This is a genomic window from Campylobacter geochelonis, from assembly GCF_013201685.1.
GTDB lineage: Bacteria > Campylobacterota > Campylobacteria > Campylobacterales > Campylobacteraceae > Campylobacter_B > Campylobacter_B geochelonis.
This window is the reverse complement of the sequence record NZ_CP053844.1, coordinates 2,125,912-2,143,980: the sequence shown is the minus strand read 5'-3', so window position 1 is coordinate 2,143,980 and position 18,069 is coordinate 2,125,912. Positions and strand designations below refer to the sequence as shown.

Genomic DNA, 18,069 nt, shown 5'->3' with positions numbered 1-18,069 from the left:
ATGTTAATGCCAAAAAGAACAAAATATCGTAAGATGATGAAAGGCAGAAACCGCGGTTATGCAACTCGTGGAACAAGCCTAAGTTATGGTGAGTTTGGCTTAAAAGCTGTTGAAGCAGGAAGAATAAATTCTCGCCAAATCGAAGCAGCTCGTGTTGCCATGACAAGACATGTAAAAAGACAAGCAAAAGTTTGGATAGCAGTATTCCCTGATAAACCACTTACTAAAAAACCTCTTGAAACTCGTATGGGTAAAGGTAAAGGTGGAGTTGAAGAGTGGGTTATGAACATTAAACCAGGTAGAATCATATTTGAGATGGCTGGTGCTAGTGAGGAACTTGCAAGAGAGGCGCTAACTCTATCTATCCACAAGTTGCCATTTAAAACAAAAATAGTAACAAGGGAAAGCGAAAATGAACTATACTGAGTTAAAAGAGAAAAGCGCAGCTGAACTGAGCGCATTACTAAAAGAGAAAAAGGTGCTTTTGTTTACACTTAGACAAAAGCTAAAAACTATGCAGTTGACAAACCCTAATGAAATTAGCGAAGTTAGAAAAGACATCGCTAGAATCAGCACTGCTATTAATGCAACCAAATAAGGGGTAGAATATGGCATTTAAAAGAGAAATTCAAGGCGTAGTGTTGCAAATTGCAGGCGATAAAACAGCAACTATTTTGGTTGAAAGACGTGTAATGCACCCAAGATACCGCAAATTTGTAAAACGCTTTAAAAAATATTTAATTCACGATGAGAATAACACAGTAAAAGTCGGCGATACAGTTTCGGCTGTAGAGTGTAGACCACTAAGCGCAAGAAAATCTTTCCGTTTAAAAGCGGTATTAAAGACAGGAGTTGAATAATGATACAAAGCTTTACAAGACTTGCTGTCGCTGATAATAGTGGCGCTAAAGAGATTATGTGTATTAAAGTTCTTGGTGGTAGTAAAAGAAGATATGCAACAATAGGCGATGTTATCGTTTGTTCAGTTAAAAAAGCTCTACCAAATGGAAAGATTAAAAAAGGTCAAGTTATAAAAGCAGTAGTTGTTAGAACTAAAAAAGAGATTCATAGAGATAATGGCTCTTTAATTAGATTTGATGAGAATGCAGCTGTTATACTTGATGCTAAACGTGAGCCAGTAGGAACTCGTATTTTTGGTCCTGTTGGTAGAGAAGTAAGATATGGCGGTTTTATGAAAATCGTTTCACTTGCTCCGGAGGTTTTATAATGGCAGCTAAATTTAAGATTAAAAAAGGTGATAATGTTAAAATTATCGCAGGCGATGACAAAGGAAAAACTGGCGTAGTTAAGTCTGTTTTACCTAAAAAAGGTCAAGTTGTAGTTGAGGGTTGCAAACTAGCTAAAAAAGCTACTAAACCAAGCGAAAAAAATCCAAACGGCGGATTTATCTCTAAAGAGATGCCAATGGATATTTCAAATGTTGCGAAAGTTGAGGAATAAGCTTATGAATAGACTTAGAGCTAAATATAGCGAGAGTATAAAAGATATTCTTGTTAAAGAATTTGATATCAAAAACCCAATGCTTATACCTGCGCTTGAAAAAATCGTAATTAGCGTTGGAGTTGGCGATTCTGCAAAAGATCAAAAAGTTTTGCAAAATATGGTAGATACTATATCTTTGATAGCTGGACAAAAAGCTTTAGCAACAAATGCTAAAAAATCAGTTGCTGGTTTTAAAGTGCGCGAAGGTTTTCCTGTAGGTATAAAAGTAACTTTAAGAAAAGAAAATATGTATAACTTCCTTGATAAGCTTATCTCTGTAGCTCTTCCAAGAGTTAAAGACTTCCGTGGTGTTCCAAGAGATGGATTTGATGGAAGAGGAAATTACAATTTCGGTTTAGATGAGCAATTGATGTTCCCAGAAGTTGAGTATGATAAGATTATCAAAACTCACGGTATGAACATCACTGTAGTTACAACAACAAATAGTGATAAAGAGGCATTTAAGTTGCTAGAGCTTCTTGGCATGCCTTTCGCAAAAGGAAAATAATATGGCAAAAAAATCAATGATAGCTAAAGCAAAACGCCCAGCTAAATTTAGTTCTCGCGCATACACAAGATGCCAAATTTGTGGTCGTCCGCACTCTGTTTATAAAGATTTTGGAATTTGCCGTGTATGCCTTAGAAAAATGGCTAACGAGGGTTTAATCCCAGGGCTAAAAAAAGCAAGCTGGTAAGGAAAAGATATGATAAATGATTTAATTTCAGACGGACTTACTCGTATAAGAAACGCAGCAATGAGAAGAATTGATACAACAAAACTTCTTCATTCAAATGTTGTTGAAGCAACTCTTGTTATCCTAGCTGATAAAGGCTATATAGAGAGCTTTAATGTCGTAGAAGAGGGCAACAAAAAATTTATAAATGTTGTTTTAAAATACGATGAAAAAGGCAAAAGCGTTATAAACGAGCTAAAAAGAGTTTCAAAACCGGGTCGTAGAATTTACCAAGGTAAAGATGACATAAAAAGATTTAAAAGCGGTTATGGAACGATTATCGTTTCGACTAGCAAAGGCGTTATGAGCGGTATAGAAGCTAATAAAGCTGGCGTTGGTGGCGAAGTGCTTTGCACAGTTTGGTAGTAAGAGTTTAGCAGGCAAAATTTGCCTGTTTTTTAATTCTGCTTTTTATGGTATTGTGGTATCCATTCTGAAAAGTAGACATACCCTAGACAAGTAAAAGGAAAAAAATGTCGCGTATAGGAAAACAACCAATATCTATCCCAAATGGCGTAGATGTTAGTTATGATGCTGGTGTCATAAAGTTCAAAAAGGGAAATTTAACCAAAGAGCTTGACACAAGAGGTCATGTAGATGTAAAAGTTGAAAATGGTAGTATAAATTTTTCACCAAAAGGTGAAGATAGACAAAGCAGGGCTTATTGGGGAACTTATAGAGCTTTAGCACACAATGTAATCGTTGGTTTAACTGATGGTTTTACAAGACAACTTGAAATTAACGGCGTTGGTTATAAAGCAGCTGTTAAAGGTAAAGTTTTAGAGCTTAGCCTTGGTTTTTCTCACCCAATCAACTATGAGTTGCCTGAGGGCGTAGAAGCGGTTGTTGAAAGAAATGTTATCACTATCAAAGGTAGTGACAAACAAGTAGTTGGTCAAGTCGCAGCTGAAGTTCGTGAATTCAGACCACCAGAGCCATATAAAGGCAAAGGCGTTAAATATGCTGAAGAACGTATCGTCCGCAAAGCCGGTAAGACATCTAAGAAATAAGGGTAAAGTATGACAGCAAATGTATATAAAAGAAAAATTTCTTTAAGAATAAAAAGAAAAAGAAGAATTAGAGCTAAAATTTCAGGTTGCGCTACTTGCCCAAGAGTATCTATATTTAAGTCAAACAGAACTGTTTACGCTCAAGTAATCAATGATGTAAACTCAACAACACTTTGTGCAAGTGATGGTAAAGTTTTAAGCTTAAAAGCTAACAAAGAAGGCGCTAAAGCTCTTGCAAAAGATCTAGCAGCTAAGCTTAAAGACAAAGGCATCGAGCAAGTAGTTTTTGATAGAAACGGTTATGTATATCATGGTGTTGTTGCATCTTTTGCCGATGCACTAAGAGAAAATGGCATTAAGCTATAACCCAAAGGAATGATGATGGAAAAATATAATAGAGAAGAATTCGAAGAAGTAATCGTCAATATCGGCAGGGTTACGAAGGTTGTTAAAGGTGGTCGTAGATTTAGATTTACAGCTTTAGTGGTTATTGGCAACAGAAAAGGCTTAGTTGGTTTTGGTTTTGGTAAATCAAAAGAGGTTCCAGACGCTATTAAAAAAGCAGTTGATGATGCGTTTAAAAATGTTGTAGAAGTTAAACTTAAAGGCTCAACTATCCCTCACGATATTGAAGTTAAATTTAACGCAAGCAAAATTTTACTAAAACCGGCTAGCGAAGGAACAGGTGTTATCGCTGGTGGTTCAACTCGTCCAGTTCTAGAGCTTGCTGGTATAAAAGATATCCTAACAAAATCACTTGGTTCAAACAACTCATCAAATGTTGTAAGAGCAACTATAAAAGCTCTTAGTATGTTGAAAGGATAATAAATGGGATTAGAGAATTTACAAAAAGCTGCTGGCTCGACTAGAGGAACAAAAAGAATCGGTCGTGGTCAAGGTAGCGGTTGGGGAAAAACTGCAACCAAAGGTGGCAAAGGTCAAACAGCTAGAAAAGGTTATAACGAAAAAAGAGGTTTTGAAGGTGGACAACAACCACTTCAAAGAAGACTTCCAAAAGTAGGATTTACCTCTAAATTTGAAAAACCATATGTTATAAATGTTGAAAAAATCACATCTATAAAAGAGCTTAGCGAAATTACATTTGAGAGCTTAAGAAGCGTTCATAAATTTTCAAATAGCACTAAAAAGATAAAACTTATAGGCGCTAGCGCAAGAGATCTTGTTTCAAAAATCAAAGATGAGAAAATAGTCGTAAGTGGACAAAAATAATGAGCAAGTCACTACGAAACAAAATCCTCATAACTTTAGGTTTTTTGTTCGTTTATAGAGTATTGGCGTATGTACCAGTTCCTGGTGTAAATGTCGATGTTATTAAAGAATTTTTCACATCAAACAGCAATAACGCTCTTGGTATGTTTAATATGTTCAGTGGTAATGCCGCTGAACGTTTAAGCATCATATCTCTTGGAATTATGCCTTATATTACAGCATCTATTATCATGGAACTTTTAGCAGCAACTTTTCCAAATTTAGGAAGGCTAAAAAAAGAGCGTGATGGTATGCAAAAATATATGCAAATCATTAGATACGCAACTATTTTTATCACTGTAATTCAAGCTATAGGCGTAAGTATCGGACTTAGTAGTATGACAGGAAGAACGGGCGAACTAGCGATTATGATAGATCAAAAGCTTTTCATGGCGATTGCTTGTGCTTCTATGCTTACTGGAACTATGCTTTTAATGTGGATAGGCGAACAGATAACTCAAAAGGGTATTGGAAACGGTATAAGTTTGATTATCTTTGCAGGTATTGTTAGTGGAATTCCAAGAGCTATCGGTGGAACAATAGACTTGGTAAACACAGGCGAGATGAATTTCTTAGTTTTATTATTTATAGTTCTTATGATATTAGCAACTGTTGTTTTTGTTATCTATGTGGAGCTTGGAGAGAGAAGAGTTCCTATCTCATACTCAAGAAAAGTTATGATGCAAAACCAAAACAAACGTATCATGAACTATATACCTATAAAAGTAAATTTAAGTGGTGTTATACCACCGATTTTTGCAAGTGCGATTTTGATGTTTCCTGCTACGATTTTTCAGGCAAGCACAAATGAGTATATTTTAAAAATCAATGATTTTTTAAATCCAAGTGGGTATTTTTTCCATCTTTTAACATTTTTACTTGTTGTATTTTTTGCATATTTTTACGCTTCAATCGCGTTTAACTCGAAAGATATCAGCGAAAATTTGAAAAAACAAGGTGGATTTATACCAGGAGTTAGACCAGGTGAACATACATCGCTTTATCTAAATGATGTAGCTGGAAGACTTACGTTTTGGGGAGCTTTATATCTAGGTTTGATTTCAACCATCCCATGGTTGTTAGTTAAATTTGCAGGTGTTTCGTTCACTTTCGGAGGAACATCAGTTCTAATCGTCGTATCAGTTGCACTTGATACTATGAGAAAAATTGAAGCTCAAATTTATATGAACAAATACCAAACACTAAGTGCAGTAGGACTATAATGTCGATAAGTTTAAAAAACGAAAAAGACTTAGAGGGTTTAAGAGCGGCGAACAAGATAGTCGCTCTTACTCTTGATTATGCGGCAGAGTTTTTAAAACCTGGCATGACGCTTTTAGAAGTTAATAAAAAAATAGATGACTTTATAACTTCTCATGGCGCCTATCCAGCTTTTAAAGGGCTTTATGGATTTCCGGCGGCTGCTTGTTTGTCGCTAAATGAAGTTGTGATTCACGGAATTCCAGATAAAACTGTATTGCAAGAGGGCGATATACTCGGAGTTGATATCGGCTCGAAGCTAAATGGATACTATGGCGATAGCGCTAGAACATTTCCAATAGGTAAAATTTCTGCAAAAGATGAGGCATTAATCGCTTGTAGCAAAGATGCTTTGTATTTTGCAATCGATACTATAAAAGTTGGTATGCATTTTAAAGAGCTAAGCCATGAGATAGAGAAATTTATACTCGCTCGTGGGTTTGTTCCACTCAAAGGTTTTTGCGGACATGGCATCGGTAAACGACCACACGAAGAGCCAGAAATTCCAAACTACTTAGAGGGCAAAACGCCAAAAGCTGGACCAAAGATAAAAAATGGCATGGTTTTTTGCATTGAGCCTATGATTTGCCAAAAAGATGGCACACCAGTAGTTGGAAGCGATAAGTGGAAAGTCACAAGCGCTGATGGACTACGCACATCTCACTACGAACATTGTCTAGCAGTTGTTAATAACAAAGTTGAAATCCTAAGCCAAGCTTAGGAATTTAGCTTTTTATATTTATTAGAACACTTTCTTTGTTGTTTTCCAGCACAAGTTTAATTTTTCAAAAGTAGCTTTAAAAGGTATTTGCATAGTGATATTACCTCTTTGATTTTATATATTTTCTTCGCTACTGATATTTATCATCAAATATTTTTGTATAAATTTAAGCATCTTATCATCATTGATAAAAAAGGTCTTGTTTGGATATATCAAGCGCTTTGTCGATATATGGAATCAGCTAAATTTTAAATCTCTTTTACCATTTAAATTGCAATATAGTCGAACTCTCAGGTGCTTCGCAGTACTTTTTAGTCGTGGTTCAAGTGATAAAAGTTTATTTTTAAATTTGCTTTTTGTGATATTTCGTTCTATTAAAATTTGATTTATTCTCTCATAAACTTCAAAATAAGACACCTTATATAAATTTATACAAATACGTCCATAATTTATATATTTTATACAAGAAGAAACTATGGCTTACATATATGGGTTGTCAAATAGCAAGATATTTTAAAAAGCGCACAAGTTAGCTAGTTTACAGTCTTGCAGCATATATTTGTTGCTATACTTGCTTTTAATTTATTACGAGTTGATTTTTTTATTATAGGTGCGTTTGTGTCATGCGCTCATATCAACTAAACTAGCACTAGCAAACAAAAAAGCATATCAAAATTTGGTTTATTAAAGCGAGGAACAGTTGAGCTTAGACTTAAAAAATTGAAAGTATAAACCGTAGAACAATGAATTTTATGTAGAATTTTAACTATGGTTTTATTGTTGTAAGTGGCGCTGGTTCAACTGCTCTGATTCCAAATATCTCAAACCCGATGGAGGTTAAAAGAGTGTGATAACTACTTAGAAGAAAGAGAGTAAAAATAACAGCTAAATTTATATTAACTTGCTTTTTAAATTTGTTATTTAGAATTAGTAAAAGTAGTAAATTTAAAAGAAAGTCGGGATTTCTCCCGACTTAAAAATTTAGCCAATAAGCATTGGCGCTACGATAAATCCTAGTAAAACAGAGAAGAATACTGCTAAAGTACCAGGCACTATAAATGAGTGGTTAAATATATATTTTCCAACTCTAGTTGTTCCTGTATCATCCATAGCAATCGCACCAAGTACGGTTGGATATGTAGGTAGGATAAACAATCCAGAAGCAGCAGCAAATGAAGCTACTAAAATCCAAACTTGTCCGTTATTATCCATTGTCATACCAAGTGCAGCAGCGATTGCTGGCATCATAACTTTAGTTGTTGCAGCTTGTGAATAAAGCAAACAACTAACAAAATATAGTGCTATTGCTAGAACAAATGGATATTTTGTAACTATGTGAGATGCCATATCTTTTATCTCTCCGATATGTCCTTGAACAAATACATTTCCAAGCCACGCGATACCAAGAACGCAGATGCACGCATTCATACCGCTTTTAAATGTGCTTGATTCGATAAGTTTGCCTGTTTCAACTTTACAAGTGATAGTGATTATAGCGCCTATTGCAAGCATAAAGCTCATAATCGCACTATCTCTTCCAAGTATATTTTTATCAAAAAGTTTGATATTATCTGAAATCGAAAATGCATAACAAACAGTCACTAAAATACCAATTATAAATATCCAAAGAGATCTTTTTGATTCAGGTGAAACCTCTTTATAACTTACGTTAGTATCAACTTTTGCAACTAGACCTTTTTCAAGTCTTTCTTGATAAATAGGGTCTTTGCTAAGATCTAAATCCCAGAATTTATTAACTATAAAAGATGTAATCATACAACCAACAAAAGTCGTAGGGATACAAATTCCAAGTAATAACGGATAACTAACACCTAATTTTTCAGTAACACCAGTCATGGCTACAACAGCTGCTGAAATAGGACTTGCTGTGATTGCTATCTGACTTGAAACAACTGAAAGTGCAAGTGGTGCAGAAGGTTTTATATTTTGTCCTTTTGCAACTTCAACGATAACTGGAATGGTAGAAAATGCAGTGTGTCCAGTTCCAGCAAGAATTGTTAAAAAGTATGTAACGGCTGGACCAAGATAGTTTATGTATTTTGGGTTATTACGTAAAATTTTCTCTGCTATTTGAACCATATAATCAAGTCCACCAGCAACTTGTAAAGCAGTAATCGCTGCGATAACCGATGCGATAATCAAAATAACATCAACAGGAATATGAGATAAATCTGTTTTCATTCCCAAGAACAAAGTTAAAACAATAACGCCAAGACCACCAGCGTAACCTACGCCCATGCCACCAAGCCTAACGCCTAGATATATGCCTCCAAGAAGGACAATGATTTGTAAAATCAACATAATGTCCATAAAATCTCCTTTTTATTTCGGTAGAATAATTTTACCGATTTGTTACTTTATATTTACTTACCCATATGAGGATTAAGCATATTTTTTGGATCTAAAATCTCATCAACTTGCGCTTTTGTTAAAAGTCCGCGCTCGATTGCTATATCGCCAACTGCTTTGCCGGTTTTTAAAGCTTCTTTTGCGATACTTGCTGAGTTTTCATAACCGATATATGGGTTAAATGCTGTAACGATACCAACTGAGTTAAGCACTGCTTTTAAGCAAGCTTCAGGGTTTGCTGTTAGGTGTTTGATAGCCTTATCAGCTAAAGTTAGCATAGCATTTTCTAGTATGAAAATCGAGTTAAATAGTCCATAAGCAATGCCCGGTTCAAACGCATTTAGCTCAAATTCGCCTCTTTCAGAGCAAAGCATGATAGTTACATCATTTCCTATAACCTCATAGCAAGCCTCACCGACAACTTCAGCGATAACTGGGTTTACTTTACCAGGCATGATTGAGCTTCCTGGTTGCATTTGTGGTAAATTTATCTCACCTAGTCCACATCTTGGGCCTGAGTTCATAAGACGAAGATCGTTTGCCATTTTTGATAGTCTAACTGCTGCAGTTTTTAAAGCACCACTTACATGGACAAAATCCGCTGTATCTTGAGTAGCAGCGATAAAGTCATCAGCTGGTTTAAACTCAACCCCAGTTATCTCTTTTAGTTTTTTCTCAACTACATTTTTATAATCAGGATGGCAGTTTATACCTGTTCCAATCGCAGTTGCACCCATATTTAGATAAGTCATTGACTCTCTTGCGGCTGTGATTTTTTCGATATCGCTTTGGATGTAAGTTGAAAATGCGTTAAATGTGTTTCCAAGTGTTGTTGGAACTGCATCTTCAAGCTCTGTTCTACCCATTTTGATGATATCTTTATACTCTTTTGCTTTTATATCAAGCTCATCTTTAAGATGTTTCATAGCTTTTAGCAAGTCTGTAAGTTTAGCGTAAGCTGCGACTTTGATTGAACTTGGATAAGTGTCATTTGTGCTTTGACCTAAGTTTGTATGATCGTTTGGATGAAGGAATTTATACTCACCTTTTTTATGTCCCATCGCCTCTAGTGCGACATTTGTGATAACTTCATTAGCGTTCATATTAGTGCTTGTTCCAGCACCACCTTGAATCATATCAACAACAAATTGATCTAAAAACTCGCCAGCTATTAGTCTATCGCAAGCTTTTGCTATCGCGTCTGCTTTCTCTGCGTCTAATACACCAACTTCTTTGTTTGCTAGTGCTGCTGCTTTTTTGATTTGTGCGAAGGCTTTTACAAAGTATGGATAATCGCTTAATTTGCGTCCACTTAAGTGGAAGTTCTCTAATGCTCTAAAAGTTTGTACACCATAGTATACGTCATTTGAAATTTCAAGTTCACCGATAAAATCGTGTTCTTTTCTAGTTCCCATTTCTTCTCCTTTAAAAGTAATTTGGTTTATAAACGAAATCATAAAACAACTAATCTTAAAAAAAGATTAAAAAAAATTATGAAATTTTTATGAAAAAATAACAAAAATGTTATTATAAATATTACTTATCGAAATGACTAAATTTTATTTCAACACCCAAAATAGCGTAGCATCGTGGGTTTGGAGATTGAAGTAAATTAATTTTTACTGAATTGATAGATTTAATTTAATCAATTAATAAGTAATTAAAAAATTTTTAATAATAAAAGTAGTAGAAAAAAGTTTATAAAACTCAATTAAATTTTAAATAAAAACAGTTAATAATATTTTAAAACTACTTTTTATTTAAATTAATTTAAATTTTAAAGCATATGCTGTTAAATTTTATATATAATAGTGTTTTAAACGATAAATTTAAAACTATTAAATTTTAAGTTTAAATTTAATAGTTTTTCAAAATTTATAGCCACAAATTTTGCAAAATTTAATAGCTTGTGGTTTGGTTTTTGCTTTATAAATTTAGATATTAAAATTTAATTAAACATTATTTTTTTACGGCTCGAAGAAAATTTTATAACAAAATTTGAGAAATTTTAGCCTAGAAGTTATAGTAAATTTTTACGATTCTTTGCGAATTCTTAAATTTAAAACTAAAATTTAGCTTATTTTAAATTTAGTTTAAGATGAAATAAATTTAAATTTATGTATAATGACAAGTTTTCGCGAAAATTTATATGAAAGGATATTATGGCAAAAGATGATGTCATTGAAATAGACGGGAATGTCATTGAGGCGTTGCCAAATGCGACATTCAAAGTTGAGCTGGATAACAAACATGTTATTTTGTGTCATATCGCTGGCAAGATGAGAATGCACTATATTAAAATTATGCCTGGAGACCGTGTTAAGGTGGAGCTAACTCCATACAGCCTTGATAAAGGTCGTATTACTTATCGTTATAAGTAAATTTAAAGCTATTTTTAGATAGAATAATCGTTTTTGCAACTAAGCTGTAGGAAGAAGTGTTTTCAAAATCACCACTATTTTGAAAACAGTTGGTTTGATACTTTCTTTAAAGATTTCATTAAACCTAGGTGCAGTTTGCATTAAAAGTGGAAATTTATTTTTTAGGAGACTAAGATGAAAGTTCGTCCTTCTGTTAAGAAGATGTGTGACAAATGTAAGATTGTCAAACGCAAAGGCATAGTTCATGTTATTTGCGAAACCCCAAAACATAAACAAAGACAAGGATAAGGCATGGCTCGTATTGCAGGTGTTGATTTACCAAAGAAAAAGAGAGTTGAGTACGGCCTTACTTATATTTTTTGTATTGGGTTGTTTACTTCAAGAAAAATTCTTGATGCTGTAGGGATATCTTACGATAAAAGAGTTGCTGAGCTAAGCGAAGATGAAGCTGCTGCTATAAGAAAAGAGATTCAAGAACATTATGTTGTTGAAGGTGATCTTAGAAAAAGTGTAGCGATGGATATCAAAGCTTTGATGGATTTAGGAGGCTACAGAGGTTTAAGACACAGAAAAGGTCTTCCAGTTCGTGGTCAAAAAACAAAGACAAACGCTAGAACCAGAAAAGGTAAGCGTAAAACTGTCGGCGCAGCATCTAAGTAAGGATAAGAAATGGCAAAAAGAAAAGTACTTAAGAAAAAAGTAGTTAGAAAAAATATTGCAAAGGGTATTGTTTATATCAGTGCCTCTTTTAATAATACGATGATAACTGTAACTGATGAGATGGGAAATGTTATAGCATGGAGTAGTGCTGGCGGTCTTGGTTTTAAAGGAAGCAAAAAATCAACCCCATATGCAGCACAACAAGCTGTAGAAGATGCATTAGCTAAAGCTAAAGATCATGGCATCAAAGAAGTCGGTATCAAAGTTCAAGGCCCAGGAAGCGGTCGCGAAACTGCAGTTAAAAGCGTAGGTGGCGTAGAAGGAATCAAAGTTACATTCTTAAAAGATATAACTCCACTTCCACACAATGGTTGTCGCCCACCAAAAAGAAGAAGAGTGTAAGGATATAAAATGGCAAGATATAGAGGACCAGTTGAAAAGTTAGAAAGACGACTTGGAGTTGATCTGTTTTTAAAAGGCGAAAGAAGACTAGCTGGAAAAAGCGCTCTTCTTAAAAGAGCTTTTGCACCAGGACAACATGGACAAAGAAGAGCGAAAATTAGCGAGTATGGACTTCAACTAAGAGAGAAACAAAAAGCTAAATTTATGTATGGCGTGAGCGAGAAACAGTTTAGAAGACTATTTACAGAGGCTGCTAGAAGAGAGGGAAATACAGGTGCAATCCTTATCCAACTTTTAGAGCAAAGACTTGATAACGTAGTTTATAGAATGGGTTTTGCAACAACTAGAAGATTTGCAAGACAACTTGTAAGCCATGGACATATTTTAGTAGATGGCAGAAGAGTAGATATCCCATCATATAGCGTTCAAGCTGGACAAAAAGTAGAAGTTAGCGAAAAAAGCAAAAACAACCCACAAATCAGTAGAGCTATAGATTTAACAGCTCAAACTGGTATTGTTGCATGGGTTGATGTAGAAAAAGATAAAAGATATGGCATCTTTACTAGAAAACCAGAGAGAGAAGAGGTTGTCATTCCTGTCGAGGAAAGATTTATAGTAGAGCTTTACTCAAAATAATAGGAGGCAAAGATGAGAAAAATCACAACGTCAGCCTATATGCCAACTGATATAAAAGTAGAAAATGTTGGGCCAAATGTAGCTAAAGTTATAGCATATCCTTTTGAAACAGGATATGCGGTTACTGTTGCGCATCCGCTTAGAAGACTTTTGTATACTAGTACAGTTGGTTTTGCTCCTACTGCTATTAAAATTGATGGCGTTAGTCATGAATTTGACAGCATAAGAGGTATGCTTGAAGATGTTGCAGTTTTTATTATAAATTTAAAAAATCTTAGATTTAAAATAAAAGGCGATTCTAAAAGAGAGATTATCGAGTATAGTTTCAATGGCCCAAAAGAGATAAAAGGTAGCGATTTGACTAACTCTGTTATAGAGATAGTAAATCCAGATGCATACCTAGCAACTATCAACGAAGATGCTGATTTAAAATTTACAATTATTGTAGAAAAAGGTATCGGATATGTTCCAAGTGAAGAGTTAAGAGATTATATCGATAATGATTACATGGCACTAGATGCATTTTTTACACCTGTAAAAAGAGCAGTTTACGAGATAGAAAATGTTCTTGTTGAGGACAACCCAGACTATGAAAAGATTATTTTTACGATTACGACTGATGGACAGATAGGACCAATAGTTGCATTTAAAAATGCGCTTGAAGCGATGTATCAACAACTATCAGTTTTTGGCGGTATCGTCGATATAGACATACCAGCTAATGTAAGTAGCCCAGCTCAAACTGGTGAGCACTCAAAGCTTTTTGAAAGCGTTGAGAACCTAAATTTAAGCGCTAGAAGTTTTAACTGTTTAGATCGTGCTGATGTAAGATTTATCGGAGAGCTTGCACTTATGGAAGAGAATGAGCTAAAAGATTTAAAAAATCTTGGTAAAAAATCTCTTGAAGAGATAAAATCTATAATGGAAGAGATAGGTTATCCTGTCGGAACTCCAGAGTTAGCAGACCAAAAAGAGCAGTTGCTTAAAAAAATTAAAGATTTAAAAACACAAAAGAGCGAAGGATAAAATATGAGACATAAACATGGTTATAGAAAGCTTGGTAGAACTTCGACTCATCGCTCGGCTTTACTTAAGAATTTGTCAATAGCAATTATAAAAAGCGAGAAGATTGAGACTACACTTCCAAAAGCAAAAGAGCTTAGAAGTTATGTAGAGAAGTTGATAACAAAAGCAGCAAAAGGCGATTTTAACGCGCATAGAGCGGTTTTTGCACAGCTTCAAGATAAAGAGAGCACAAAAAAACTTGTAGAAGTTATTGCTCCTAGATTTGCGCAAAGAAACGGTGGATATACTAGAATAGTAAAAACTAGACTACGCCGTGGCGATGCTGCTGAAATGGCTTATATCGAGCTAGTCAGCGAATAACCCCTCCATAATCTACCCTGAATTTAGGGTAGATTTCCTCTTATTTACTTATATTAAATTTATAATTTATCAAATTTAGGGTAAAATACATCCAAAATAACAAATTTAGGATTATACATGATACCTTTTAGTGATGAAGAACTGTTAAAACCTGTTAAACAATGCCTTGATACAGTAAGACCTATGCTCCAAAACGATGGTGGGGATATGGAACTTTTGGGCATCAAAAATGGCGTTGTATATGTGCGTTTACAAGGTGCTTGTCATGGATGTGCTGCTAGCGGACAGACACTAAAATATGGCGTAGAAAGACAACTTAAACTTGATATCCACCCCGAACTTAGCGTTGTAAATGTTCCCGTTGGCGAGGAATTTTGCCTTGAGCGATTATAAAAAACTAGGAAATAAAGCCTTTAAAACTGGTAAATTTGACCTTGCAAAGACATACTTTTCTTTAGCGATAGATGATGAAAACAAAGAGGAAATTATGTTTTTAGTCAGTCTTTGCGAAGTGGCTAAAAAAAGCCGCGATGATGCAAATTTGCTTTTTGATTTTTATATTTTTAATATAAAAGAAAAAAGAGACTTTGATAACCTAAACTCACTTCTTTTAACTATCGAAGAAGATACGCAAGATGAGCAGTTAAACGAAGTGCTTACCAAAGAGCATGCCATAGGATATGAAGAGTTTAAACAAGTTGTCTTAAGACACAAAAGCTTTAAAGAGGGGCTTGAAGGAGTTATGGTTTCTACTAAGCTTATCATCAAAGATAGGGATAACTTTTTAGATTTTATAGAAAATTTACTAGATAATGAGATGTATGAGGCGGGAATTCAGTACTTTGAGATGTTTATCGAAATTCACGGTTCGTGGGATGAGCAGATTAAAGTGATAGCACAAAAGATTAAAGATTACGAAGCAAGAAGATGAAAATACAAATAAATTCAAATTTCATAACTGACAACTCAAACGAGTGTGAGGCGAGATGTTATTTTTTAAAAACTGATGCAAACGCTAAATTTAGCGATATCGCCACTCAAAAAGGTGCGAGCATAATCAGTGTAAATGAGGCAAAAAAGCTTTTAAATATAGATGAAAACATAAAAATAGTCGGCATAACAGGGACTAATGGCAAGACAACGACCGCTGCTGCTATTTACTCAATCCTTTTAGATTTAGGTTATAAATGCTTTCTTTGTGGCACAAGAGGAGCTTTTGCAAACGATAAAAGAGTCGATGAAAAAGGACTTACAACAAGTTCAGTCATAGCAAATTTAAACTACTTAAAAGAAGCGACCAAGTTAAACTGCGAGTATTTTATCATGGAGGTTAGCTCCCACGCAATCGCGCAAAACCGTGTAGAGGGATTAAATTTTGCTCTTAAAATTTTTACAAATTTAAGCCAAGACCACCTAGACTATCATAAAACTATGCAAGAGTATGCAAGGGTAAAAAGTAGCTTTTTCCTTGATGAAAATACACCAAAACTTATAAATAACGATGATGAGCATATAAAATTTAGCTACAAAAACACGCAAACTTACGCGATTAAAAAACCAGCCACTTATAGCGTTGTAGCTTATGGGCTAAAAAATGGTATAAACGCTGTGCTAAGAACCCCAGATGGCGAGGTTGAGATAGAAAGTGATATGGTTGGAGAGTTTAACCTTTATAACCTTATGGCAGCTTTTGCTGGAGTTAAATTTCTAACAAAAAAACCAAATTCACAAATCGCCAAAGCTTTACAAAATTTCGCTGGAGTTGAGGGAAGAGTCGAAGTTGTATCACAAAAACCACTTGTTATAGTAGACTTTGCTCATACTCCTGATGGGATAGAAAAAGTGTTAAATGCTTTAAAAAGCAACGAGCTTATAGTTGTCTTTGGAGCTGGTGGAGATAGAGATAAAACAAAAAGACCGATAATGGGAGCCATGGTTGAGCATTTTGCAAAAGTGATAATCATAACAAGCGATAACCCGCGAAGCGAAGAGCCTATAAGGATTATAAACGATATTTTAGATGGCATAAAAAGCAAAGATAGAGCAACCGTAGAGCCAGATAGAAAAAAGGCGATAGAAAAAGCTCTAAATTTAGCTAAAAACGGCGAAGTTGTAGTCATACTTGGCAAAGGCGATGAGCCTTATCAGGAGATAAAAGGAGTAAAATATCCATATTCGGATAAAGATACTGTAAGAAAAATTTTAAAACTGGAGATAGATAATGCAAATTGAAATGTTAAAGAGTAAAATTCATCGCGCCACAGTTACAGACGCGAATTTAAACTATGTCGGCTCGATTACGATAGATAACGAACTTATAAAAGCGGCGAATTTAAGAGAGTTTCAAAAGGTTGAAATCCTAGATGTAAACAACGGCGAGAGATTTCAAACGTATGTTATAAAAGGTAGCAAAAAAGGCGAGATTTGCCTAAATGGCGCAGCAGCTAGAAAAGTCTGCGTTGGCGATATCGTTATCATAGTAAGTTATGCAAGCATGAGCGAAGAAGAGGCTGATAAATTTAGCCCAACAATCGTGCATGTAAACGAAAAAAATGAGATAGTATAGGAGCTAAAATGTTTGATGGACTTGATTTTTCTAAAATGGGTGGCATGTTTGAAGAGATGCAAAAAAAGGCTCGCGAACTAGAGCTTGAGAGCCAAAATAAAGAATTTAGCGTAAAAAGTGGCGCTGGAATGGTTGAGATAAAGCTAAATGGCAAGGGCGAAGTTTTGGATGTCAGCATAGATGAGAGCTTGTTTGAAGATAGAGAGAGCTTACAAATTTTACTAATCTCAGCGATGAATGACGCTATAAAACTTGTTGAAAACGAGAAGAAAAACATCGCAACAAAGATGCTTGGCGGACTTGGCGGAGGGCTTGGAGTGTGAATTTGCTTGATGAATTTAAACTCTTTTTAAAAAACAACACCATCGAGTGCGAAAGCTATCATCCATATTTTCAAGAGGCGCTAAACTATATGCTTTTAAGCGGTGGCAAGCACTTTCGCGCTCAACTGCTTTTAGGCACGGTTAAAGCTTTAAACCCATCTTTGCTTGAAAATGCGATGAGAGTGGCGCTAGCTGTTGAGATGGTGCATACTTACTCGCTGATTCATGATGATTTGCCGGTGATGGATGATGCAGATTTGCGCCGTGGACACACTACAACGCACGTAAAATACGATGAAGCGACTGCGCTTTTAGTAGGAGATGCTTTAAATACGCAAGCATTTTATGAAATTTCAACATCAAATTTAGATGATAAAATCAAAACAAAATGCACTCAAATTCTAGCTTATAACGCTGGAGCAAACGGTATGGTTTTAGGGCAAGCGCTTGATTTGTATTTTGAAAATAAAAGGCTAAATTTAGATGAACTTAAATTTTTACACCTTCACAAAACTGGCGCATTAATCGCAGCTAGTTTACAACTAGGCGCGGTTATCGCTGGATTTAGCGATGAAGATAGCAAAAAGCTTTATGAGCTTGGATTGAGTCTTGGACTTGTTTTTCAAATACAAGATGACATAATTGATGCGACAAAAAGTTGCGATGAAGCTGGAAAACCAACACACAATGATGAAGCCAAAAACTCTTTTACAAACCTTCTTGGCGTTGAAAAATCAAAAGAGATAAAAGATAAACTCATAGATGAAATTCAAACCAAAGCCAGAGAAAACGAGCCAAAACTAACAGATATGATAGAAAATTTGATAAACAGATACCTAAAGGAATAA

The 18,069-nt window shown here is 35.0% G+C and carries 29 protein-coding genes; 27 read left to right on the top strand and 2 right to left on the bottom strand.

Translation table 11 applies throughout. The features are described 5' to 3' along the window. The 14 genes from rplP to map all read left to right on the top strand — a co-directional run bounded on the left by rplP (window position 1) and on the right by map (window position 6,497). Entirely contained in the window at window positions 1-426 is a 426-nt protein-coding gene (gene rplP, locus CGEO_RS09865; protein ID WP_075492947.1) for a 50S ribosomal protein L16, read from the top strand. Then, entirely contained in the window at window positions 413-598 is a 186-nt protein-coding gene (gene rpmC / locus CGEO_RS09860; RefSeq protein WP_075492948.1) for a 50S ribosomal protein L29, read from the top strand. Before rplP ends, rpmC begins: the two co-directional genes overlap by 14 nt. Before the next feature lie 10 nt (window positions 599-608). Next, window positions 609-860 (top strand): 30S ribosomal protein S17, encoded by a 252-nt coding sequence (gene rpsQ, locus CGEO_RS09855; RefSeq protein ID WP_075531225.1) that lies wholly within the window; start codon window positions 609-611, stop codon window positions 858-860. Then, window positions 860-1,228, top strand: coding sequence for a 50S ribosomal protein L14 (rplN, locus tag CGEO_RS09850; RefSeq protein ID WP_075492950.1), 369 nt, complete (start codon window positions 860-862; stop codon window positions 1,226-1,228). The genes rpsQ and rplN overlap by 1 nt, the downstream gene beginning before the upstream one ends. Further along, on the top strand, window positions 1,228-1,461 hold the full coding sequence (rplX, locus tag CGEO_RS09845; protein WP_075492951.1) for a 50S ribosomal protein L24: 234 nt from the start codon (window positions 1,228-1,230) through the stop codon (window positions 1,459-1,461). The genes rplN and rplX overlap by 1 nt, the downstream gene beginning before the upstream one ends. A 4-nt stretch (window positions 1,462-1,465) precedes the next feature. Continuing rightward, window positions 1,466-2,011 carry a 50S ribosomal protein L5 gene (gene rplE, locus CGEO_RS09840; RefSeq protein WP_075492952.1) on the top strand — a complete coding sequence of 182 codons (546 nt, stop codon included), beginning with the start codon at window positions 1,466-1,468 and terminating at the stop codon, window positions 2,009-2,011. 1 nt (window position 2,012) lies between these two features. After that, window positions 2,013-2,198, top strand: coding sequence for a type Z 30S ribosomal protein S14 (locus tag CGEO_RS09835; RefSeq protein WP_075492953.1), 186 nt, complete (start codon window positions 2,013-2,015; stop codon window positions 2,196-2,198). A 9-nt stretch (window positions 2,199-2,207) separates the two neighbouring features. Beyond that, window positions 2,208-2,603 (top strand): 30S ribosomal protein S8, encoded by a 396-nt coding sequence (rpsH, locus tag CGEO_RS09830; protein ID WP_075492954.1) that lies wholly within the window; start codon window positions 2,208-2,210, stop codon window positions 2,601-2,603. A gap of 107 nt (window positions 2,604-2,710) precedes the next feature. Then, window positions 2,711-3,247, top strand: a complete 537-nt coding sequence (gene rplF, locus CGEO_RS09825) for a 50S ribosomal protein L6 (protein ID WP_075492955.1) — start codon at window positions 2,711-2,713, stop codon at window positions 3,245-3,247. A 9-nt stretch (window positions 3,248-3,256) separates the two neighbouring features. After that, entirely contained in the window at window positions 3,257-3,613 is a 357-nt protein-coding gene (gene rplR / locus CGEO_RS09820) for a 50S ribosomal protein L18 (RefSeq protein ID WP_075492956.1), read from the top strand. A gap of 15 nt (window positions 3,614-3,628) precedes the next feature. Next, a complete protein-coding gene (rpsE, locus tag CGEO_RS09815; RefSeq protein ID WP_075492957.1) occupies window positions 3,629-4,072 on the top strand; it encodes a 30S ribosomal protein S5 in 444 nt (147 codons plus the stop codon). 3 nt (window positions 4,073-4,075) lie between these two features. Next, window positions 4,076-4,477: a 50S ribosomal protein L15 gene (gene rplO, locus CGEO_RS09810; RefSeq protein WP_075492958.1), complete on the top strand. Its 402-nt coding sequence runs from the start codon at window positions 4,076-4,078 to the stop codon at window positions 4,475-4,477. Next, on the top strand, window positions 4,477-5,739 hold the full coding sequence (gene secY / locus CGEO_RS09805; protein ID WP_075492959.1) for a preprotein translocase subunit SecY: 1,263 nt from the start codon (window positions 4,477-4,479) through the stop codon (window positions 5,737-5,739). The genes rplO and secY overlap by 1 nt, the downstream gene beginning before the upstream one ends. After that, window positions 5,739-6,497 carry a type I methionyl aminopeptidase gene (map, locus tag CGEO_RS09800; protein WP_075492960.1) on the top strand — a complete coding sequence of 253 codons (759 nt, stop codon included), beginning with the start codon at window positions 5,739-5,741 and terminating at the stop codon, window positions 6,495-6,497. Before secY ends, map begins: the two co-directional genes overlap by 1 nt. 981 nt (window positions 6,498-7,478) lie before the next feature. Here map and CGEO_RS09795 read toward each other — a convergent pair. After that, window positions 7,479-8,828, bottom strand: a complete 1,350-nt coding sequence (locus CGEO_RS09795; RefSeq protein WP_075531223.1) for an anaerobic C4-dicarboxylate transporter — start codon at window positions 8,826-8,828, stop codon at window positions 7,479-7,481. Window positions 8,829-8,881: 53 nt separating this feature from the next. Next, window positions 8,882-10,282 (bottom strand): aspartate ammonia-lyase, encoded by a 1,401-nt coding sequence (locus CGEO_RS09790; RefSeq protein WP_075492962.1) that lies wholly within the window; start codon window positions 10,280-10,282, stop codon window positions 8,882-8,884. A 747-nt stretch (window positions 10,283-11,029) separates the two neighbouring features. Between CGEO_RS09790 and infA the strand changes: the two genes are divergently transcribed. The 13 genes from infA (at window position 11,030) to CGEO_RS09725 (ending at window position 18,069) form a co-directional block, all read left to right on the top strand. Further along, window positions 11,030-11,248: a translation initiation factor IF-1 gene (infA, locus tag CGEO_RS09785; protein ID WP_005869854.1), complete on the top strand. Its 219-nt coding sequence runs from the start codon at window positions 11,030-11,032 to the stop codon at window positions 11,246-11,248. 174 nt (window positions 11,249-11,422) lie between these two features. Beyond that, window positions 11,423-11,536, top strand: coding sequence for a 50S ribosomal protein L36 (gene rpmJ / locus CGEO_RS09780; protein WP_075492963.1), 114 nt, complete (start codon window positions 11,423-11,425; stop codon window positions 11,534-11,536). Between the two features lie 3 nt (window positions 11,537-11,539). After that, a complete protein-coding gene (rpsM, locus tag CGEO_RS09775) occupies window positions 11,540-11,908 on the top strand; it encodes a 30S ribosomal protein S13 (RefSeq protein WP_172658142.1) in 369 nt (122 codons plus the stop codon). Between the two features lie 9 nt (window positions 11,909-11,917). Further along, window positions 11,918-12,310 carry a 30S ribosomal protein S11 gene (gene rpsK, locus CGEO_RS09770; RefSeq protein WP_075492965.1) on the top strand — a complete coding sequence of 131 codons (393 nt, stop codon included), beginning with the start codon at window positions 11,918-11,920 and terminating at the stop codon, window positions 12,308-12,310. Window positions 12,311-12,319: 9 nt separating this feature from the next. Continuing rightward, complete coding sequence (gene rpsD / locus CGEO_RS09765) at window positions 12,320-12,946, top strand: 30S ribosomal protein S4 (RefSeq protein WP_075492966.1); 627 nt, start codon at window positions 12,320-12,322, stop codon at window positions 12,944-12,946. Window positions 12,947-12,958: 12 nt separating this feature from the next. Beyond that, complete coding sequence (locus CGEO_RS09760; protein WP_075539980.1) at window positions 12,959-13,972, top strand: DNA-directed RNA polymerase subunit alpha; 1,014 nt, start codon at window positions 12,959-12,961, stop codon at window positions 13,970-13,972. 3 nt (window positions 13,973-13,975) lie between these two features. Beyond that, window positions 13,976-14,332 carry a 50S ribosomal protein L17 gene (rplQ, locus tag CGEO_RS09755; protein WP_075492968.1) on the top strand — a complete coding sequence of 119 codons (357 nt, stop codon included), beginning with the start codon at window positions 13,976-13,978 and terminating at the stop codon, window positions 14,330-14,332. Window positions 14,333-14,449: 117 nt separating this feature from the next. After that, on the top strand, window positions 14,450-14,725 hold the full coding sequence (locus tag CGEO_RS09750; RefSeq protein WP_075492969.1) for a NifU family protein: 276 nt from the start codon (window positions 14,450-14,452) through the stop codon (window positions 14,723-14,725). After that, window positions 14,712-15,263 carry a hypothetical protein gene (locus tag CGEO_RS09745; protein ID WP_075492970.1) on the top strand — a complete coding sequence of 184 codons (552 nt, stop codon included), beginning with the start codon at window positions 14,712-14,714 and terminating at the stop codon, window positions 15,261-15,263. The genes CGEO_RS09750 and CGEO_RS09745 overlap by 14 nt, the downstream gene beginning before the upstream one ends. Further along, complete coding sequence (locus CGEO_RS09740) at window positions 15,260-16,564, top strand: UDP-N-acetylmuramoyl-L-alanyl-D-glutamate--2,6-diaminopimelate ligase (RefSeq protein ID WP_075492971.1); 1,305 nt, start codon at window positions 15,260-15,262, stop codon at window positions 16,562-16,564. Before CGEO_RS09745 ends, CGEO_RS09740 begins: the two co-directional genes overlap by 4 nt. Then, a complete protein-coding gene (gene panD, locus CGEO_RS09735) occupies window positions 16,554-16,898 on the top strand; it encodes an aspartate 1-decarboxylase (RefSeq protein WP_075492972.1) in 345 nt (114 codons plus the stop codon). The genes CGEO_RS09740 and panD overlap by 11 nt, the downstream gene beginning before the upstream one ends. An 8-nt stretch (window positions 16,899-16,906) precedes the next feature. Then, window positions 16,907-17,221, top strand: a complete 315-nt coding sequence (locus tag CGEO_RS09730) for a YbaB/EbfC family nucleoid-associated protein (RefSeq protein WP_075492973.1) — start codon at window positions 16,907-16,909, stop codon at window positions 17,219-17,221. After that, on the top strand, window positions 17,218-18,069 hold the full coding sequence (locus CGEO_RS09725) for a polyprenyl synthetase family protein (RefSeq protein ID WP_075531221.1): 852 nt from the start codon (window positions 17,218-17,220) through the stop codon (window positions 18,067-18,069). The genes CGEO_RS09730 and CGEO_RS09725 overlap by 4 nt, the downstream gene beginning before the upstream one ends.

Bases quoted from the DNA above. Each gene is read 5' to 3' on its own strand.
- rplP (WP_075492947.1), top strand. From the start codon at position 1: ATGTTAATGCCAAAAAGAACAAAATATCGTAAGATGATGAAAGGCAGA.
- rpmC (WP_075492948.1), top strand. From the start codon at position 413: ATGAACTATACTGAGTTAAAAGAGAAAAGCGCAGCTGAACTGAGCGCA.
- rpsQ (WP_075531225.1), top strand. From the start codon at position 609: ATGGCATTTAAAAGAGAAATTCAAGGCGTAGTGTTGCAAATTGCAGGC.
- rplN (WP_075492950.1), top strand. From the start codon at position 860: ATGATACAAAGCTTTACAAGACTTGCTGTCGCTGATAATAGTGGCGCT.
- rplX (WP_075492951.1), top strand. From the start codon at position 1,228: ATGGCAGCTAAATTTAAGATTAAAAAAGGTGATAATGTTAAAATTATC.
- rplE (WP_075492952.1), top strand. From the start codon at position 1,466: ATGAATAGACTTAGAGCTAAATATAGCGAGAGTATAAAAGATATTCTT.
- CGEO_RS09835 (WP_075492953.1), top strand. From the start codon at position 2,013: ATGGCAAAAAAATCAATGATAGCTAAAGCAAAACGCCCAGCTAAATTT.
- rpsH (WP_075492954.1), top strand. From the start codon at position 2,208: ATGATAAATGATTTAATTTCAGACGGACTTACTCGTATAAGAAACGCA.
- rplF (WP_075492955.1), top strand. From the start codon at position 2,711: ATGTCGCGTATAGGAAAACAACCAATATCTATCCCAAATGGCGTAGAT.
- rplR (WP_075492956.1), top strand. From the start codon at position 3,257: ATGACAGCAAATGTATATAAAAGAAAAATTTCTTTAAGAATAAAAAGA.
- rpsE (WP_075492957.1), top strand. From the start codon at position 3,629: ATGGAAAAATATAATAGAGAAGAATTCGAAGAAGTAATCGTCAATATC.
- rplO (WP_075492958.1), top strand. From the start codon at position 4,076: ATGGGATTAGAGAATTTACAAAAAGCTGCTGGCTCGACTAGAGGAACA.
- secY (WP_075492959.1), top strand. From the start codon at position 4,477: ATGAGCAAGTCACTACGAAACAAAATCCTCATAACTTTAGGTTTTTTG.
- map (WP_075492960.1), top strand. From the start codon at position 5,739: ATGTCGATAAGTTTAAAAAACGAAAAAGACTTAGAGGGTTTAAGAGCG.
- CGEO_RS09795 (WP_075531223.1), bottom strand. From the start codon at position 8,828: ATGGACATTATGTTGATTTTACAAATCATTGTCCTTCTTGGAGGCATA.
- CGEO_RS09790 (WP_075492962.1), bottom strand. From the start codon at position 10,282: ATGGGAACTAGAAAAGAACACGATTTTATCGGTGAACTTGAAATTTCA.
- infA (WP_005869854.1), top strand. From the start codon at position 11,030: ATGGCAAAAGATGATGTCATTGAAATAGACGGGAATGTCATTGAGGCG.
- rpmJ (WP_075492963.1), top strand. From the start codon at position 11,423: ATGAAAGTTCGTCCTTCTGTTAAGAAGATGTGTGACAAATGTAAGATT.
- rpsM (WP_172658142.1), top strand. From the start codon at position 11,540: ATGGCTCGTATTGCAGGTGTTGATTTACCAAAGAAAAAGAGAGTTGAG.
- rpsK (WP_075492965.1), top strand. From the start codon at position 11,918: ATGGCAAAAAGAAAAGTACTTAAGAAAAAAGTAGTTAGAAAAAATATT.
- rpsD (WP_075492966.1), top strand. From the start codon at position 12,320: ATGGCAAGATATAGAGGACCAGTTGAAAAGTTAGAAAGACGACTTGGA.
- CGEO_RS09760 (WP_075539980.1), top strand. From the start codon at position 12,959: ATGAGAAAAATCACAACGTCAGCCTATATGCCAACTGATATAAAAGTA.
- rplQ (WP_075492968.1), top strand. From the start codon at position 13,976: ATGAGACATAAACATGGTTATAGAAAGCTTGGTAGAACTTCGACTCAT.
- CGEO_RS09750 (WP_075492969.1), top strand. From the start codon at position 14,450: ATGATACCTTTTAGTGATGAAGAACTGTTAAAACCTGTTAAACAATGC.
- CGEO_RS09740 (WP_075492971.1), top strand. From the start codon at position 15,260: ATGAAAATACAAATAAATTCAAATTTCATAACTGACAACTCAAACGAG.
- panD (WP_075492972.1), top strand. From the start codon at position 16,554: ATGCAAATTGAAATGTTAAAGAGTAAAATTCATCGCGCCACAGTTACA.
- CGEO_RS09730 (WP_075492973.1), top strand. From the start codon at position 16,907: ATGTTTGATGGACTTGATTTTTCTAAAATGGGTGGCATGTTTGAAGAG.